Below are 16,580 nucleotides of genomic sequence, written 5' to 3'. Positions count from 1 at the left end.
GCACTCCCTCCTCAAAGCGGGTTTTGAGAAGGTACACCTGTAGCACGGGGAAAATTAGCTGGTGTGTTTGCTACCTTACGCACATAAAGACAATGACGGATGCTATCACTTAGAGGCGTGGTAAATTTTTCAATTAATTCAATTACGCCACCTAGCTGGTTAACAGTATTTTGCAAAACTGTGGTTTCTTCCTCTGTCCAATTCCCACGATAAATTATCGCTAAACCACTTCGTTTGAGTAATGGTAAGGCATATTCTGCACAAACAGAAGCTGTCCCAACAGCGCGGATCAAGGCAATATCATAAGCTTGTCGGTGCTGGGGTTGCTGACCGATTTCTTCAGCCCTACCAACGAGAGTTTTGGCATTAGTCAGAGCAAGTTCAGTTAATATATTGTCGATAAAAGTAATTTTTTTCCGGGTTGAATCCATCAGAGTAATTTTGCAGTTAGGTGCAATAATTGTCACTGGAACACCTGGAAAACCTGCACCCGTGCCAATATCAATCACAGATGCAGCTTCTTGAAGAGACGGGATAAATTCCCCCTGTGGCGCAATTCCTTTAAGAGAATCCCACAGATGTTTTTCCCAAAACTCCTGGGGGTCAGTGATCCGAGTTAAATTCAGTTGGCGATTACCTTCTAGGATTAACTCATAAAGTCTCTGGAATTGCGCTTGCTGTTGGGCTGTTGGTTCCCAATTCAGAGTTTGCTGCCAAATTTCTGCCATCTCAGGCAATAAGTTAGTCATTGGGCACTTGTACTGAGCGTTCGCGTAGCGTCTCGTAGAGAAGTCGTTGGCGCAGCCTAAGAAGAGAAGTATTGGGCATTGGGCACTTGTACTGACTTGTACTGAGCTTGCCTGCCCTGAGCCCTTCGACAAGCTCAGGGTAACACCTGTCGTTCGCGTAGCGTCTCGTAGAGAAGGGTCGAAGTAGCGTTCGCGTAGCGTCTCGTAGAGAAGTCGTTAGCGCAGCCTAAGAAGAGAAGTATTGGGCATTGGAAAAATTCTCCCTTGTCCTCCTTGTCCTCCTTGTCTCCTAACTCCTAACTCCCTACTTTCCCTTTCATACTGCTGGTAGAGGTTCTTTAACTTTGGCCTCTAGTGTCGTTGGATCTACTGATTCTAGTTCACCGTGGTTGAGTGTCCAGCAACGGTCTGCGATCGCTAACAGATCCCCAGCATCGTGTGTCACTATCAACAGTGTCCAATGTTGTTTCAGTTTCGCTAATAAATTTACCAGTTGCCGACGCATTGACCAATCTAGCCCAGCTGTGGGTTCATCCAATAACAGTAAATTTGGCTGCCGAATCAATTGCACTGCCAAAGCTAAACGTCGTTGCTGACCACCACTTAAAGCATGGGGAGCTGTGGAAAGCGATAAATGCTCTAATCCCACCTCAGTTAGTGCCTGTGTGACTCGTTCTGACCCTAACTCAGGATGTCCTAAACGCAATTCTTCTAAAATCGAACCACCGCAAAAGTGCCGCTCTGGAAACTGAAATACTAACCCAGCCAATTGTTGTAGCTGTTCGGCTATAAGTTCTTGTTCCCGCCAGAAGAGTCCGCCAGTAGTGGGTTCGGCTAGTCCTGATAAAATTTCTAATAAGGTACTTTTACCAGAACCACTTGGGCCAATAATCAGACCTAGCTGCTGCGGTGCTAATTCCATGTTGATCGATTTGAGAATCGCTGTCGGGCAAGCTGTAGGATGATAAATTAGATTTCGGAGATAGAGCATTTGTTAAGATTACCAAAAAGTCAGCAAATTAGTGATTAGCTACACTGAGAGCATCGAGAAAATTCTAGAGAAATTTCTCGCGCATTATCTGGATTAACACTTTAATTTAGCAGCAAGAATCATTCACTTTTTCTCCATTGTGGCACTTTCACCCTTAAACAATCGCTATAACAAGCCTGGGAACATGGAAAAATTACCAAAGTCAACCTTTATATAAGAAAATTTTCCTGGAAGCAGAGGCAAGTTAACACTTCGACTCCTTTCGACTGCGCTCAAGGCAAGTCGCTCAGTGTAAAAATTAAGCGTTTTTTGCATTGTAAGTAACACATACGACTATTTCAACCGCAATTATTCTGAGGGTTAAAATGACTAAAAAATTATCTTCGGCTCGATTAGTAGTGTCTGCTAGACTGACTACCCTTGCTCAAACTGCTTTTGCCACTGTGATCGCACTTAATTTGTGCGTAAATCCCTCCCTGGCTGGCGATCCGTTTCGCAATCGTGAACCTCATCAAATTGGCGACCAAACAGAAGCAGCTTTTAAAGCGATTTTCCAACAGGGCAACTATCCAGCCGCAGAGCGTTATCTAGATCAAGCACTATCCAAAGAGCCAAATGAACCTCTAGCTTATGCTATTAAGGCATCTTTAGCATACGGAAATAAGGATTGGGCTAAACTCGACACCTACAGCCAGAAAACTCTAGAAACCGGACAAAAACTGATTTCTACCGATCCATTGCGTGGTAATTTATACACTGCTGTTGGTCATTTTTTAGAGGGTGCAGTAGTTATCAGCCGTGAGGGTACAGTCAATGGTGTGCCGCAAGTCTTTAGTCAGTTGCGGCAAGTTTATGAATATCTAGACAAAGCCGAAGCAATTTCTGCCAACGATCCAGAACTGAATTTAATCAAAGGTTATATGGATTTATTATTGGCGGTTAATTTGCCTTTTGCTAGCCCAGATCAGGCAATTGGACGGTTAGAACAAAATGCTGCTCCTCGGTATCTAGTGGATCGGGGTATTGCTCTTGCTTACCGAGATTTAAAACGGTATTCACAGGCACTAGAGTATGTTAACCGGGCGATCAAAAGCACATCCGATAATCCAGAAATTTATTATCTCAAAGCGCAGATCCTGAAAGAATTGGGGCAAAAACAAAAAAGCCAGCAGATGTTCCAAGAAGCGATCGCTAATTTTGACAAAGCATTGACTAAAAAATCCCAACTCCCAGGCGATTTAGTCAAACAAATTGAGGGTGAACGCAAAAATGCTGTTAGCCTGAACAATCCTAGATAATTGGGCATTGGAAATAATTTAGCCCCCACTCTCCACTGCCTACTCCCCATTTTGATATGCTTATTTTCAGAAGAGTAATTGAGATATTAGACCAAAATGGAGATTCAGTTCCGCGAAATTAATCCTTTTGATATGTGGATTTGGCTGAAATTCAGCACAAATCCTTCGGCGCGTGAAAAGCAGTTTGTAGAAGAAGTTTTCAATTCCTGGTTTTATCTGGGTAAATTGGGTGCATTTAATGCAGAGAATCTTCAGGTGCAGGATACTGGACTCGATATCAGCTACATGAATTATGATGCACAAGGGTATGACAAAAGCCTGTTAGCACTGATGCACAACATCGGTGAGTTTGAATATGAGGGACAGTGGGGGCGTTGTTGGTTTGACTTAGGAACCAGTGATGCGATCGCTCTCGATATTTTAATCAACGCCCTCACCCAGCTAAGTCAGGAATATGTCACCATTGAAGAGTTATATATGGGTGGCGAAAATTCAGATTGGCCTATTGAAAATAGCGAAAGTCGTCCTCAGTCTATTTACGATAATTAGTTACAACAATGAATAAAGCAGGGGAAATTCGGGTAATAACCTTGGGGCTAATTCGGAATGGTGAACGCATATTTCTTTCTGAAGGCTACGATCCCGTAAAACAAGAAAGATTTTATCGGGCTTTGGGCGGTGGTATTGAATTTGGCGAAACCAGCCGCGTCGCGCTACAACGGGAGTTTCAAGAGGAAATTCAGGCAGAGTTAACGAATATTAAATATCTAGGTTCTATAGAGAACCTGTTTACATTTAATGGTAGGCAAGGTCATGAAATTATTCAGCTTTATCAATGTGACTTTGCTGATTCCAAATTTTATCAACTGGAAAGTTTAGTTTTTTCAGAATCACCAAATCATAAACATAGAGCATTATGGGTAGATATCTCTCGCTTGAAATCTGGAGAATTCCGATTAGTACCTGAAGTGTTTTTTGAATATTTATAAATCATCTGGAAATAGCACTCAACAAAGACACAATATACTGGTTGAGACTAACGCCTTCTCGTTCAGAAGTCTCAGCTAAACGTCGATGCAAAGACTTCGGCATCCGTACTATTAGTTTACCGCTATAGCTATCATTAGTACTTGGTAAGGGAATATTATCGCCGATTTCATAAGCTGTCTCAATCCACAATTCCCGCGCCTCATTGAGATTTGCCATTGTCTCTTCAAGGGTTTCGCCTTGAGTAAGACATCCAGGTAAATCTTTAATTTGGGCCACATATCCACCCTCTGGGTCGGGGTAAAGTGTTACAGGGTACTGAAGATTTAAATAATATTCTAAGGACGGCTTCTCAATCGGCTGGTTCTTCTGGTTCAGTGTCTTCATCAATCCACTCTTCTAAATTTAATAGTTCAACTATTTGCTGTACATAAACTCCTTTAACTTTTTGTCCTCCTGTTTTGGGTACAGTGATGGTTTTACCTTGGGAGTCTCTGAAGCTATGATGGCTACCCTTAGACCTTTTCTCTTCAAAGCCAAAAGCTTCCAATAGATAGTAAACTTCCTGAAACCGCACTTCTGGAGGTCGTTTTAGGAACTGATCTACTAATTTTCTTAATTTGCTCATTGAGAGATGATACTATATATAGTATCAAAATTTTAAGAGATAAAAAAGCGATCGCTGAAATAGTAGAAGTAGTAGTAGAGTTTTAGACAGTTCTACAATAAAGGCAAAGACGTTGAGGTTGAACTAACCTAATGGGTGTACCTGAAACAAACCCAAAGATACCAATGCTTTCACCAAGCCTCTACGAAACTGATTTTTACGCTTGGACAGAGGAACAAGCAACTTTACTTCGCAATGAGCAGTGGAGTCAGATTGATCGGCAAAATCTGATTGAGGAGATTCAATCTTTGGGTAAACAGCAACGTCAAGAACTGCGAAACCGTCTGAGTGTGTTGATTGGACATTTACTAAAATGGGAGTACCAGTCCCAACACCGTAGCCGTAGTTGGTTAGCAACACTTCGGATTCAACGCTTAGATATTGCTGAACTACTTGAAGACAATCCTAGCTTAAAGCCCTATCTTGAAGAAGTACTTCGCAAAGCCTACCTTAAAGGTGTCGAACTAGCTGTTGGAGAAACAGATTTACCCAAGCGTACTTTTCCGGTAGAGTGTCCTTACAGTTTGTCAGAGATTATGGATTATGATTTTTACCCCGGTGAATCAAGCAAGTTAGTGGATGAATCAGAGCAGTAATTTGAAATTAAAGTAAATCTTCTTCAGATAGCTGGGCTATTTTCATCAAGGCTTTCAAGGTTCCAACTTTCAAATCTTGATTGCGATGAACAGGAATTAACAGGATTTTTTCTATTTCAGGGTTTTCATAAATATAATGACTGCCAGTAATTCTTTGCAAAACCCAACCTTTTTGTTCCACAATCTTACAAAGTTGCTTGCCAGAAATCGATTTCATACAGCAATTTCAACAACTTGATCTGTTGATTCAATTGCATTACGACTGTTAGCAACTTCAAGCCAACCTTCAATAGCATCCTTTAAATTAGCCATTACCTCTTCTCTGGTATCTCCTTCGGTAATACAACCGGGAAGCGCGGGAACCTCTGCCCAATAACCGCCTTCTTCTGCTGGATGAATGATTGCTCTAATTTTCATAAATGTGTCTGCGACGGGCTTCGCCTACGCCTTGAAATCCTAAACTCCACCTTCTAACTCCTCTAGATCATCTACTGTCAGTGGTGCTTGTCCAGTGTGGCGCACATACAACACATTCACTGTAGTACCTCGAATTGTAAAAAGTACTCGGTATACGTTTTTGAGTTTCCCATAAAGGAGTTGGCGTACTTCTTCTGGAAAAATTTCATGTTCGACTGCTAAAGCACAACGTTGGGGCTTCTCTTGTAGGGTAGCAATAGCATTCATCAATCCTCGAAACCAACGATCAGCAAATTCAGGATTCCGCTCTCGATACCAGCAATAAGCTTGCTCAATCTGAGCTTCCGCGATTGGGGTAATCTCAATCTGAAATGCCATACTTTTGCTGCATTTCTTGGACGAAATCCCCAATAGGGCGGGTTTGACCAGCGTTAAGTTCCTCGAAACCTTGTCCAATTCCAGCAATTGTCTCCAACTGATCAATCAGTTGGCGTAATTTCGTGGGGTCGATTTTACCAGGGTCTAGAAAGGTGACAAGAACGAGTGAGCGATCGCTAACATCTTGCGGTAACTGGGTCAGGTGAATTTGTCCATCCTGATAAATGCCTTCGATAGTTTTTATCATGTTGAAGTTGGGTTGGTATTTCCTTTAATTCTACCAACTAGACTCAAAGGGCTGGGTCTGAAATTCCCGCCTGCTCAAAAGCTTTTCGGCAGTATGCCACTCTTTTAAAATACAAGCGATCGCTCTCCATAATCGAAGTAGTAAAATTTGAGCCGCAGCAAGTGTTGGATTTACTGCGATTAACCCACCCTTGCATCTAGTTGATCAACGTTCGCCACGGGCTGAATTTAGCAAAGCGATCGCCTATAGATAATACTCACATAATCGCGATCGCACCAATCAAAATCTTAGACCTCAGTTTAAAACAAATCCAAAGATATCAATGCCTTCACCAAGCCTCTAGGAAACTGATTTTTACGCTTGGACACAGGAACTAGCCCGCCGCATCTTGCTATTGGCAGGTAAATTTTTTAGTTTGGCGCTTATTTGTTGCGCCAATGTCCTTCAATATGGGTTCCATCCTTACGACGATAACCTTGAACATAGACTTTTCCACTTGAGTTACTTGATGAATTACTGCCCCAGAAGTTAGTCGTAGTCCGTTGCTGGTTGGATGTACTGTTATCCCGATAATTATTAGTAGTTCGGTGTTGATTTACTTGTTTGGGTTTTTCCTCTTGCTGCGTAAGTGATGCATTAAGTAATTCAATCACTGCACCAAATTGATTTACTTGTTTGAGTTTTTCCTCTTGCTGCCGCTGTTCTTGTCTTAGTTTCTCTGCCTGTAGTTGCTGCTCTCTGTTGAGACGTTCTTCTATCTGTTTCTCTAATCTCAAATGTTGCTCTCGCAGGCGAAGTCTCTCTTTTGCAGGTTGCTCTTTCTTGCGCTCTTATTCTTGGCGTTTTCAGTCTCTCAATAATCGCTCCCAATCCTCCAAACCTAACTGAGGATTCTTGACTGGAGGCTGAGATGTTTCCCAACAAAAGCTATAAGCCTCAGTTTCAAACTTAGCACCAACGGAACTAAATATAGACTCGTTTAGCTTTTCACTATTTCCTTGAACTTGTTGAAGAATAAAATTTGGCAAAGATGGAATAAGCTCAGCTTCAGGCTGCTTTTTCCCAAAAACTCCTTTAAAAAAACCGATTTTTGAAGGTTTAGGAATTGCGGTTTCGAGAACCCAAAGTTTGACTGTCTTATCCCAGCTACTACTTACAAGTACCTGATTATTAAAACAAAAAGCGACTGAGCTAACTCCTGCTGAGTGAGCATAAAAAGAGGAATCTAGAGTACCTGTCGTCAGATTCCAAATCTTGACGTAGCCATCATCATCACCACTTACGAGAAGCTGACCATTAGAACTGAAACCTAGACTACGCACACTACTTGAATGCCCCTGAATAGTGCATTTAGATAATCCAGTTTGCATATCCCACAAAATGATGTCCCCATCATCATCACTGCTTGCAAGAATTTTTCCATCAGGGCTAAATACAACTACACCTTCGCTCTGCCAATAAGCAACGAGTTCGGCTCCTGTCTTGGGAGGATTTGCTAAAACCTGTCTCACAGAAAGAATCCGAAGAATGTATTCAGGAAGAGGAAGGTTTAGCCGAGTAGCTTCAGTAAAAAGCTCATTTTCTAGCTCTGGCGGCAAATCAAGATTAATATTCACTCTGGTTATGCTGTGTAGGTTTGGTTATCTGGAATCGCACCTTGCATTCTCCCAAAAGCATCAATCAAACTCTGCAATTGTTGATCGGCCTTAAAAACTCCTAACCCGCGCACCGTAACTTTCCCAGGAGAATAGACAAACCGCGTCTTGAGATTTTCTGGTAAATTCGCCGCCAATAAATTCCAAGCTGGTTCCTCCATCGGCGTTTCTAAAACGATGTGCTGCTTGTTTTCTGGTTTAATCCGGCTAAATCCGATTTTTTTCGCTAGCTGTTTGAGTTCCATGACTCGCAAAAGTTGATTTGCAGGCACTGGTAAACTACCATAGCGATCGCTCCACTCGGCTGCAATTAGCTTTAATTCTGATTTAGATTTAGCTGTGGCCACCGCCCGATAAGCACTCATCTTTTGATCCAAATCGGTAATGTAATCTGCTGGGATAAATGCCGTCAGGTTAAGGTCAATCTGGGTATCCTCCACTTGCGGTATTTCTTGTCCTCGGATTTCCCGAATTGCTTCTTCTAGCATTTCCATGTATAAATCAAAACCGATGGCATCCATTTGACCGGATTGTTCTGCACCTAGCAAGTTACCTACACCTCTGATTTCCATATCGCGCATTGCTAGTTGATATCCAGAACCTAGCTGAGTAAATTCCTGAATCGCTCGTAAACGTTGCCGTGCCGCGTCAGATAATGCCCGTTGCTTCGGATAAAATAACCAAGCATGAGCTTGGATACCTGCACGTCCCACACGACCGCGTAATTGATACAGTTGTGCCAACCCAAAGCGGTGAGCATCTTCAATCAAAATCGTGTTGACTCGCGGAATATCTAAGCCAGATTCAATAATCGTCGTACAAACAAGGATGTCTGCGTCGCCATTACTAAAGGTGAGCATGGTTGATTCTAACTCGCTTTCATCCATTTGACCGTGAGCGATCGCAAACCTAGTCCCCGGTAACACTTCTCGTAAATTGGCTGTTGTCTCTTCAATCCCGTCCACTCGTGGAACTACATAAAACACCTGTCCGCCTCTGTCTAATTCTTGACGAATTGCACTGCGGATACTTTCGGAATTAATTGGTGACAGATGGGTTTTAATTGCGCGTCTAGTTGGCGGTGGTGTGGTGATTAAACTCATTTCCCGAATTCCTGACAAGGACATATACAAAGTCCGGGGAATGGGAGTGGCTGAGAGAGTCAGCACATCAACCTGAGTTTTCAGGCTTTTAATTTTCTCTTTCTGGTTTACCCCAAATCGCTGTTCTTCATCTACCACCAACAATCCTAAATCGCGGAATGTCACGCCTTTACCTAAAATTTGGTGAGTACCAACCACTACATCTAATTCACCCGTTGCCAATCGCTTTTGAATATCGCGGCGTTCTTCAGCCGAACGAAAGCGGTTAAGTAAACCAACATTTACGGGGTAGGGAGCAAAACGTTCTTTGAGTGTATGGTAATGCTGCTGTGTTAAAATAGTCGTCGGCGCAAGGAGTGCCACTTGTTTACCGGCGATGACTGCTTTAAAAATAGCGCGAATCGCCACTTCCGTTTTCCCGAAACCGACATCGCCACAAATTAAACGATCCATTGGGCGATCGCTTTCCATGTCTCGTTTCACATCTTGGACAGCTTTGAGTTGATCGGTTGTGGGTTGATAGGGAAAAGAATCTTCTAGTTCCTCCTGCCAAGGCATATCATTGGGGAAGCTAAAACCTTGTTGTTGTGATCGCGCTGCATACAGTTTCAATAAATCCACCGCCAATTTTCTGATCGCTTTGCGGACTTTATTCTTCGTATTTTCCCAAGCTTTACCCGTCATCCTATTGAGTTCCGGTGCTTTATCACCTGCGGCGCGGAACCGGGATAAAGCACCGACTTGATCGGCTGCGACTCTGAGTAACCCGTCAGCATACTGCACCGCTAAATAATCACGGGTTTCGTGATTAATCGTCAAACTTTCCAGCTTGACAAATTTGCCAACACCATGATTTCTGTGAACTACATAATCGCCTGGACGCAGCTTATTGGGATCAACTTGTTTAGAAGTAGCTTTGTGGCGCTTGCGGATATAGCCGGGAGTCGCCAAGGAATGCTGCCCAAAAAATTCCCGATCTGTAACGATTACTAATCGGTACGTAGGCAGGATAAAACCTTCTAGTTCGGCCAGACCAGAATATTTTAGGGCTATGGGAGTATGGTTGATTTGGAGCTTATCGATTGCTAAGTAGTCGCGGGGATTGGGGATAAACTGAGCCGGACAATCATGTTCTTGCAAAAGTGAGACAGAACGCGAAGGTTGAGCAGAAAGCAGCCAGGTCGAGAAATTGCGATCGCGTTCTTGGCGGATGGTCTCAGCTAGTTTAGCAAACTGGTGTGGCATGACTGGAACAGGTCGGCTGGCCAGATTTATCCCACTATTTTCCTCTGACAGTTCCGATAAGTATAATCTTTTAAACTTGGCAATATCAGCCAAACACTCATCAAAAGAACGGTGAATCTTCGGTAATGTTAGGGGATTAGATTCTTCCCCATGCCCCATGCCCCACTGTTCCTCAGCATTTTCTACCCAGCGATCGCTATGAGCATGACACTGTTCTGGCTCATCAATAGCAATTAGGGTGTTTTCTGCTAAGTAGTTTAGCAGAGATGCTGGTTCCTCGAACGCCAACCCCAAAAAGCGACGACTACCCTCTAAAAGTGATGAGTTCTGAGTCATGTTAGCGGATAGCTGTTGTTCAGCCCGTTCTGAGTCAGGATTTAACTCATAACTCCTAACTCCTAACTCAGAACTATTCTTCAGTGCCCCCATCACTACAGGAGCAAAGCTAGTGGGGGTAAGAATTAACTGGTCAACTTTATCGAGGGCTGAACGTTGAGTTGCTGGGTCAAATTCCCGCATTTGCTCGATTTGATCACCAAACCATTCCAACCGGACTGGGAACTCAGATGAAACCGGGAACACATCAACAATATCACCCCGTCGGCTCCACTGTCCTTCCGTTTCCACCAAAGGCACCCGTTCGTACCCCAAAATAGTTATCTTCTCACTGAAGGCATTCAAGTCTAATTCCATCCCCCGCTTCAGAGTCAGACAGAATTGCCCAAAAGCTGCTGGTGGAGGCAAATGAGGTTGCAGCGCCCCTTGAGTAGCCACAATCGCCATCTTGGATAATTGAGAATTGGGATTTGGGATCTGGTTTTCTTCCCCATGCCCCATGACACCAGTTGCTTTAACGGAGGGAACCTCCGCAACGCACTGGCTCCCCAATGCCCCATGCCCAATGCCCAAATCTGCCAATACCTGCATTTGCCCCCAACTCATCTCAGTTTCCGGGTCAAAAGGTTCGTAGGGAGAAGCCTCGGAGGTGGGGTAAAAATGTACTGTTTGCCATCCCATTGCCTCCAGTTGTGCATAAACGCGTCCAGCTTCCTCCAGAGTGGCGCAAACCACGAACAAATCCTTGCCCATAGCCCGCGCTAATGCTGAAGCCACCAGAGCCTTGGGCAGCCGGGGAATGCCATTTAACCGCAATTCTTGTTGTCGGTTTAGCTTAGAAATAAATTCAGTGGTTAGCGGCGATCGCCCTAAGGCACGCACAATAGAAGAAAATGACATAAGTACTACTAGCGATGGGAGCTTTGTAAATGAGAAAATCTAGAGGCAGTTTATGTCAACCATTTTAAAAGTGTTAAGAGCTTTCTTGCTCCTTTGGTTAAAGAATAATGCACAGCAATTAATAAACTTAAGAACTATAACTATTACTTTGTGTACAGTTAAAGCATTTATAGAAGCACCTTTAATACTAGATACTAGGAATTGAGCTACGTTCGCTCTGATAAGCCGCAATTTTAAACATGTCCCCCATCACTTTTGAAATTTTAATCATTTTGGTGCTAATTATTGCCAACGGTATGTTTTCTATGTCTGAGATGGCGATCGTCTCAGCACGCAAGGTAAGGCTACAGCAGCTTGCCAATCAAGGAGATGCCAAGGCAAGGGTAGCACTGAAACTAGCTGAGTCTCCAAATCATTTCCTGTCAACCGTTCAAGTGGGTATTTCCCTGATCGGTATCCTGACTGGTGCTTTTGGAGGAGCAACAATTGCCAACCGACTGGCAATCTATATAAAATTTGTTCCTTTGTTAGCACCTTATAGTGAACCGATATCTTTCGGAATAGCGGTTTTGCTCATTACCTATTTCTCACTGATTGTTGGCGAATTGGTACCGAAGCGTCTGGCATTAAACAATCCAGAAAAGATTGCATCGATTGTAGCTATTCCCATGCAAGCCTTGGCGGCGATCGCTTCTCCTGTAGTCTTTCTCTTAAGCGCTTCTACAGATTTGATTCTGCGATTACTGGGAATTACAGCTTCTACCGAGCCGCAAGTCACTGAAGAAGAAATTAAAATCTTAATTGAGCAAGGTACTGAGGCGGGAACCTTTGAGGAAGCCGAACAGGATATGGTGGAGCGAGTTTTTCGTTTAGGCGATCGCCCTGTCAGCTACTTAATGACACCCCGCCCGGATATTGTCTGGCTAGACTTAGACGACTCTGCCGAAGAAAATCGCCAAAAGATGGTTAATAGTGCCTATTCTCGGTATCCAATTTCTCAAGGCGGACTTGACAATGTGCTGGGTGTTATCCCTGTCACCGACTTATTAGCTAGGAGTTTCCGAGGGGAACCCCTAGACTTGACAGTGGGATTGCGACAGCCCGTATTTGTGCCAGAAAGCACCCGTGGCTTGAAAGTTTTGGAATTGTTCAAGCAAACCATCACTCACATGGCGCTGGTAGTCGATGAATACGGCGTGATTCAAGGATTAGTCACTCTCAACGACATTATGAGCGAAATCGTGGGTGATGTTCCTTCCACAGATGGGCAAGATCAACCCCAAGCTGTGCAACGCGAAGATGGTTCCTGGCTTTTGGATGGGATGTTGCCTGTAGAGGAGTTTTTAGAACTTTTCGGTATGGAAGAGTGGCAACCCGATGAACGCGGTAGTTATCAAACTTTAGGCGGTTTTGTGATCACCCATTTAGGACGTATTCCCGCCGCAGCAGATTATTTTGAATGGCAAAGTATGCGAATTGAAGTAATGGATATGGATGGTAATCGCGTTGATAAAGTACTAGTCATACCGAAGGCAAGTAAATCAGCAGATACGAAAAAATCTGACTAGCGATCGTTGGTTTATGAACGTGAAAATAAGCCTAATAACAGGAGAGTTTCAACAGAGGAATCTATAGAGAGGCTAAAAAACGTTGCTGCAAAAACCAATCCCCAACACATTGCCGCCTACATCTACATATCTCCTCCATCGGGAACTGGAGTTGAATATCTTTTGGATATAAAAACTGCACAACCAAATCAAGGTGATTTTCAAAAATTTAACAAACAAATGTTAGAATGGTATGCTTATAGACTTGCTAAAAATACAAATGCTAAGTTAGAGGCTCGTATTGCTATTCCTTTTAATCCTTTTCCAAAATCTTGGGATGAAATGCAAAAAACTAAGTTATTTAGTTCTCCTCTAGATATCGCTCAAGATATATGGGTTGAAAATCAATTTTGCGAAAATACAGATTTCATTTTTGTTAGCCAACTTGATTAACTAACTATTGAGATCTAGTCACTTAGTATATTATCAAATATACTAAGTACAGTGTTGGGTAAAATCGTGGTGAATTGAAGGTTGAAATTTAAACGCATAGGCGCCTCGCCTTCCCGCAGGGGAAAGCGCAGAGGCACGCAGAGAATTCGCTCCGAATTAATGAAATGTTATACTAAGTTTCTAATTCTCAACTCTGAGACAATCGTTTCACCTCTGCACCTGCCAACAACTGATGGGCTTGTTGTAGAAGTTGGGGGATTTTATCAGCATAGGGATTCCGGGCGAGACATTGCCGCAAGTTTAATTCATTTAGTCGATCAGCTTTGTTGCCGGGAAACCAGTGATCGCCATTGCCAAGCAGGTTGTAGCGCATTTTGCCATAGTCTACCAGATCGTAGGCGATCGCTAGATTCCACAGCCACAAAATCACCCGAATATTTACCTCGCCAGGGGTTTGGTCAAAGGTTGGTAGATTTGTCTGCCACGATTTTACCCAATCTTCTCCCAAAGTAGCGATCGCTTCTGATTCCAACCTTGCTAAAATTGGTGGCAAAATTGACGATGCCTGATCTACTAATTCTAAAGTCTTCAGATGTTCATCAAAATCTTCTGGTTTTGCTGCTCCCAAACTCAGGGTATGCACCTCTTGATGACTCAAACAAAACAAATTATTAAACACCATTGGACTCAAAGGGGCGCAAAGATTTACTAATTTTTCTGGAGGTTCATACAATAAACCCCCTTTATTAGATGGGCTAATGATAAACACCCCCATATCGTGGCGTTTAGCTGCTTCAATTGCCGCCCAATTCCATTGATTAATGTAGTACCAGTGCAGGTTCACGTAATCAAATTTATTGGTATTAATAGTCTGCACAATCATATCTGTTGATCCGTGTGTAGAAAAGCCAATAAATCTAACTTTTCCCTCAGCTTGCAACTGCTGGGCTACTTCCAAACAGCCACCAGGACGGATACTGTAATCTAATGACTCATCATGATTGATGCCGTGCAACCCTAAAAGATCAACATAATCTAGTTGGAGATTTTTTAATGATTGTTCAAATTTTTCCCGGAATTCTTTCGCATCTGCCTGTGGGTTTATTTTGGTCTGAACAATCAACTTTTCGCGGGGAAACTTGGGCAATATTCTCCCCAATTGCATTTCGGAAGTGCCATAACCACGGGCAGTTTCAATATGATTAATCCCAACTTCCACCGCCCTTTTTATAGTGGCTTCTAGATTCGCCTGGTTATCAGCAGGAATTTCATGATTGGGAACATCCTTCCATTTGAACTGATATCTCATGCCACCGCAGGAAAACACTGGCATCTGTAATTCTGTGCGTCCAAATCGTCTATATAGCATCAGGAGATTGGGGATTGCTTACCAACTTAAAATCTAAAAACGACAGTCATTCGAGCTTTCAGTACCATATTAATTACCTCTGTTCAATCTGTAACACTAGCAAGATTCATCGCATTATTAAATCGGTCAGGTCTTTTGATTATTCGACTATCATAACCGACAATGCCCAATACCCAATACTTCGGCTTCGCTCAGTACAAGTGCCCAATGCCCTCATTCCGTAATTAATTGACGATACACTGCCAGTGTTTCCTGATGGACGCGGGTAACACTCAGCCATTCTAGGTTTTGATTTGCCCGATGTTTCCATTCGTGCAGTATATCGGCATTACTCAGTAATTGTACTAAAACTCCAGCCAAAGCATTACTATCTTTTGCTGGCACTAAAAGACCTGCTTGCCCATTGTCCAAAGCTTCAGGAATGCCGTCTACCTGAGTCCCAACGATCGCAGTTCCAGCTTCCCTAGCTTCCGAAAGTACCAGAGGGCAAGGGTCACGATGGGAAGCCAGCACAAATATGTCACAAGATATGAGATAGCGTTGAGGTTGCGGCTGGAAGCCTTCAAAATGAATACGTTCTTTTACAGAAGTTGCTTGTGCCTGTGCCTCAAATAGCTGTTTATCAGGGCCATTTCCGACCAAATAAAGATGCGCTTGGGGAAAATCTGAGGCAATTTGTGCAAAGGCAGCGATTAACTCAGTGATTCCTTTGCGTTGATACATTCCGGCTACAGTAGCGATCGCTGGACGCTGTAATGGTAAAGGTTGATAATCTTGTATTGGATAGGTGCGGGGACTGCCTAAAGTTCCGTTGCATACCACCCGCAACTTATTTTCTGGGATACCGCGCCTAGCCATAGAATCTCGCACAGCCATGCTGACAGCAATTACCCTGTCAGCTAAACCCATCAGCAGGCTAGCACGTTGAAACTCGTTGTGTACTGTAGAAACTAAAGCATAGTTGTGTCCTTTAAAAATGCGTGCTAATATGACTCCGGTCATCATGTGTGCATGAACAATATCCGGCTGAAATTCAGCTGCGATCGCTCGATAACGTATAACTGCTTTAATCATACTTATCGGTTTCCTAGTTTGGTCTAGTTGGTAGTGTTTAACACCACAAATATTTAGTAAAGTCTCGTATTCACCACCAGCAGAAATAACCGCTACCTCATGACCAGATTTTGCCTGTAAACAAGCCAGATCCACAGCCACATTTACAATACCGTTACCTATTTCTTGAACGTGGTTCAAAATATGTATGATTCGCATAATCTTTGAGATATGTATAAAAAAGCAAGATAAGTAACTGAGTATAAATCAACATAATTATTGAGGTCTTCAATAACAACTCAAAAGTAGTCACTAGTGCGTAAAATTGACCACTTACTACTGACTAAGAGTGCTTCTAATCAATTACTTAGCTTAAAGACTTATTCATTAACGGCAGGGTAAATCGGGGTAAAACTCCAAAATTCTGAAGACTGAATCTACTATTTCAGTCGCTATATCGTTATTTGCTATTCGCTAATATCCTGGCATCAGGCTTTAGCTTAAATAGTAGAAGCCTCTCACCTACCCGATAGGGAGGTGATGAGATGAATACAGGTGAGTGACGAATTGACCAACGAGCAAAACCATC

19 protein-coding genes are annotated in these 16,580 nt (G+C 43.0%); 6 read left to right on the top strand and 13 right to left on the bottom strand.

Going from position 1 to position 16,580, the window contains the following annotated elements; genetic code table 11:
* Positions 1–11 precede the first annotated feature (11 nt).
* Positions 12–749, bottom strand: coding sequence for a 16S rRNA (guanine(527)-N(7))-methyltransferase RsmG (gene rsmG / locus ACYTXL_RS04885; protein WP_461921204.1), 738 nt, complete (start codon positions 747–749; stop codon positions 12–14).
* Between the two features lie 316 nt (positions 750–1,065).
* Positions 1,066–1,740, bottom strand: a complete 675-nt coding sequence (locus tag ACYTXL_RS04880) for an ABC transporter ATP-binding protein (RefSeq protein ID WP_461921203.1) — start codon at positions 1,738–1,740, stop codon at positions 1,066–1,068.
* A gap of 365 nt (positions 1,741–2,105) precedes the next feature.
* Here ACYTXL_RS04880 and ACYTXL_RS04875 point away from each other — a divergent pair, with 365 nt between their 5' ends.
* The 3 genes from ACYTXL_RS04875 to ACYTXL_RS04865 all read left to right on the top strand — a co-directional run bounded on the left by ACYTXL_RS04875 (position 2,106) and on the right by ACYTXL_RS04865 (position 4,027).
* Positions 2,106–3,038, top strand: coding sequence for a Sll0314/Alr1548 family TPR repeat-containing protein (locus tag ACYTXL_RS04875; protein ID WP_461921202.1), 933 nt, complete (start codon positions 2,106–2,108; stop codon positions 3,036–3,038).
* A 96-nt stretch (positions 3,039–3,134) separates the two neighbouring features.
* Positions 3,135–3,587 (top strand): DUF3531 family protein, encoded by a 453-nt coding sequence (locus tag ACYTXL_RS04870; protein WP_461921201.1) that lies wholly within the window; start codon positions 3,135–3,137, stop codon positions 3,585–3,587.
* A gap of 8 nt (positions 3,588–3,595) precedes the next feature.
* Positions 3,596–4,027: an NUDIX hydrolase gene (locus tag ACYTXL_RS04865; RefSeq protein WP_461921200.1), complete on the top strand. Its 432-nt coding sequence runs from the start codon at positions 3,596–3,598 to the stop codon at positions 4,025–4,027.
* Between the two features lies 1 nt (position 4,028).
* On the opposite strand, the gene ACYTXL_RS04860 is transcribed toward ACYTXL_RS04865, so the two are convergent.
* Together ACYTXL_RS04860 and ACYTXL_RS04855 are read right to left on the bottom strand one after the other, a co-directional pair.
* Positions 4,029–4,412: a type II toxin-antitoxin system HicB family antitoxin gene (locus ACYTXL_RS04860; protein ID WP_461921199.1), complete on the bottom strand. Its 384-nt coding sequence runs from the start codon at positions 4,410–4,412 to the stop codon at positions 4,029–4,031.
* On the bottom strand, positions 4,378–4,653 hold the full coding sequence (locus ACYTXL_RS04855) for a type II toxin-antitoxin system HicA family toxin (RefSeq protein WP_180277449.1): 276 nt from the start codon (positions 4,651–4,653) through the stop codon (positions 4,378–4,380). The genes ACYTXL_RS04860 and ACYTXL_RS04855 overlap by 35 nt, the downstream gene beginning before the upstream one ends.
* 164 nt (positions 4,654–4,817) lie before the next feature.
* Between ACYTXL_RS04855 and ACYTXL_RS04850 the strand changes: the two genes are divergently transcribed.
* The gene (locus tag ACYTXL_RS04850; protein ID WP_461923716.1) at positions 4,818–5,288 is read left to right on the top strand and encodes a DUF29 domain-containing protein; all 471 of its coding nucleotides are present in this window, start codon (positions 4,818–4,820) and stop codon (positions 5,286–5,288) included.
* Between the two features lie 7 nt (positions 5,289–5,295).
* Here ACYTXL_RS04850 and ACYTXL_RS04845 read toward each other — a convergent pair whose 3' ends face one another.
* The 7 genes from ACYTXL_RS04845 to mfd all read right to left on the bottom strand — a co-directional run bounded on the left by ACYTXL_RS04845 (position 5,296) and on the right by mfd (position 11,569).
* Positions 5,296–5,505 carry a type II toxin-antitoxin system HicA family toxin gene (locus tag ACYTXL_RS04845; protein WP_461921197.1) on the bottom strand — a complete coding sequence of 70 codons (210 nt, stop codon included), beginning with the start codon at positions 5,503–5,505 and terminating at the stop codon, positions 5,296–5,298.
* On the bottom strand, positions 5,502–5,705 hold the full coding sequence (locus ACYTXL_RS04840) for a type II toxin-antitoxin system HicB family antitoxin (protein ID WP_461921196.1): 204 nt from the start codon (positions 5,703–5,705) through the stop codon (positions 5,502–5,504). Before ACYTXL_RS04840 ends, ACYTXL_RS04845 begins: the two co-directional genes overlap by 4 nt.
* Positions 5,706–5,744: 39 nt before the next feature.
* The gene (locus tag ACYTXL_RS04835; RefSeq protein ID WP_461921195.1) at positions 5,745–6,083 is read right to left on the bottom strand and encodes a type II toxin-antitoxin system RelE/ParE family toxin; all 339 of its coding nucleotides are present in this window, start codon (positions 6,081–6,083) and stop codon (positions 5,745–5,747) included.
* Positions 6,067–6,330: a hypothetical protein gene (locus tag ACYTXL_RS04830; protein WP_461921194.1), complete on the bottom strand. Its 264-nt coding sequence runs from the start codon at positions 6,328–6,330 to the stop codon at positions 6,067–6,069. The genes ACYTXL_RS04835 and ACYTXL_RS04830 overlap by 17 nt, the downstream gene beginning before the upstream one ends.
* A gap of 422 nt (positions 6,331–6,752) precedes the next feature.
* Complete coding sequence (locus ACYTXL_RS04825) at positions 6,753–7,106, bottom strand: hypothetical protein (RefSeq protein ID WP_461921193.1); 354 nt, start codon at positions 7,104–7,106, stop codon at positions 6,753–6,755.
* Positions 7,107–7,175: 69 nt separating this feature from the next.
* Entirely contained in the window at positions 7,176–7,946 is a 771-nt protein-coding gene (locus tag ACYTXL_RS04820) for a WD40 repeat domain-containing protein (protein WP_461921192.1), read from the bottom strand.
* 5 nt (positions 7,947–7,951) lie between these two features.
* Positions 7,952–11,569 carry a transcription-repair coupling factor gene (gene mfd, locus ACYTXL_RS04815; RefSeq protein WP_461921191.1) on the bottom strand — a complete coding sequence of 1,206 codons (3,618 nt, stop codon included), beginning with the start codon at positions 11,567–11,569 and terminating at the stop codon, positions 7,952–7,954.
* Positions 11,570–11,808: 239 nt separating this feature from the next.
* Between mfd and ACYTXL_RS04810 the strand changes: the two genes are divergently transcribed.
* Together ACYTXL_RS04810 and ACYTXL_RS04805 are read left to right on the top strand one after the other, a co-directional pair.
* Positions 11,809–13,137 (top strand): hemolysin family protein, encoded by a 1,329-nt coding sequence (locus ACYTXL_RS04810; RefSeq protein ID WP_461921190.1) that lies wholly within the window; start codon positions 11,809–11,811, stop codon positions 13,135–13,137.
* Between the two features lie 6 nt (positions 13,138–13,143).
* Positions 13,144–13,569, top strand: coding sequence for a TdeIII family type II restriction endonuclease (locus tag ACYTXL_RS04805; protein WP_461921189.1), 426 nt, complete (start codon positions 13,144–13,146; stop codon positions 13,567–13,569).
* A 187-nt stretch (positions 13,570–13,756) separates the two neighbouring features.
* Here ACYTXL_RS04805 and ACYTXL_RS04800 read toward each other — a convergent pair whose 3' ends face one another.
* Positions 13,757–14,938, bottom strand: coding sequence for an aldo/keto reductase (locus tag ACYTXL_RS04800; protein ID WP_461921188.1), 1,182 nt, complete (start codon positions 14,936–14,938; stop codon positions 13,757–13,759).
* A 213-nt stretch (positions 14,939–15,151) separates the two neighbouring features.
* Positions 15,152–16,210 (bottom strand): glycosyltransferase family 4 protein, encoded by a 1,059-nt coding sequence (locus ACYTXL_RS04795; protein ID WP_461921187.1) that lies wholly within the window; start codon positions 16,208–16,210, stop codon positions 15,152–15,154.
* Between the last annotated feature and the right edge of the window lie 370 nt (positions 16,211–16,580).

This window comes from Nostoc sp. (assembly GCF_054880495.1).
This window is presented reverse-complemented; position numbering and strand designations above follow the sequence as displayed.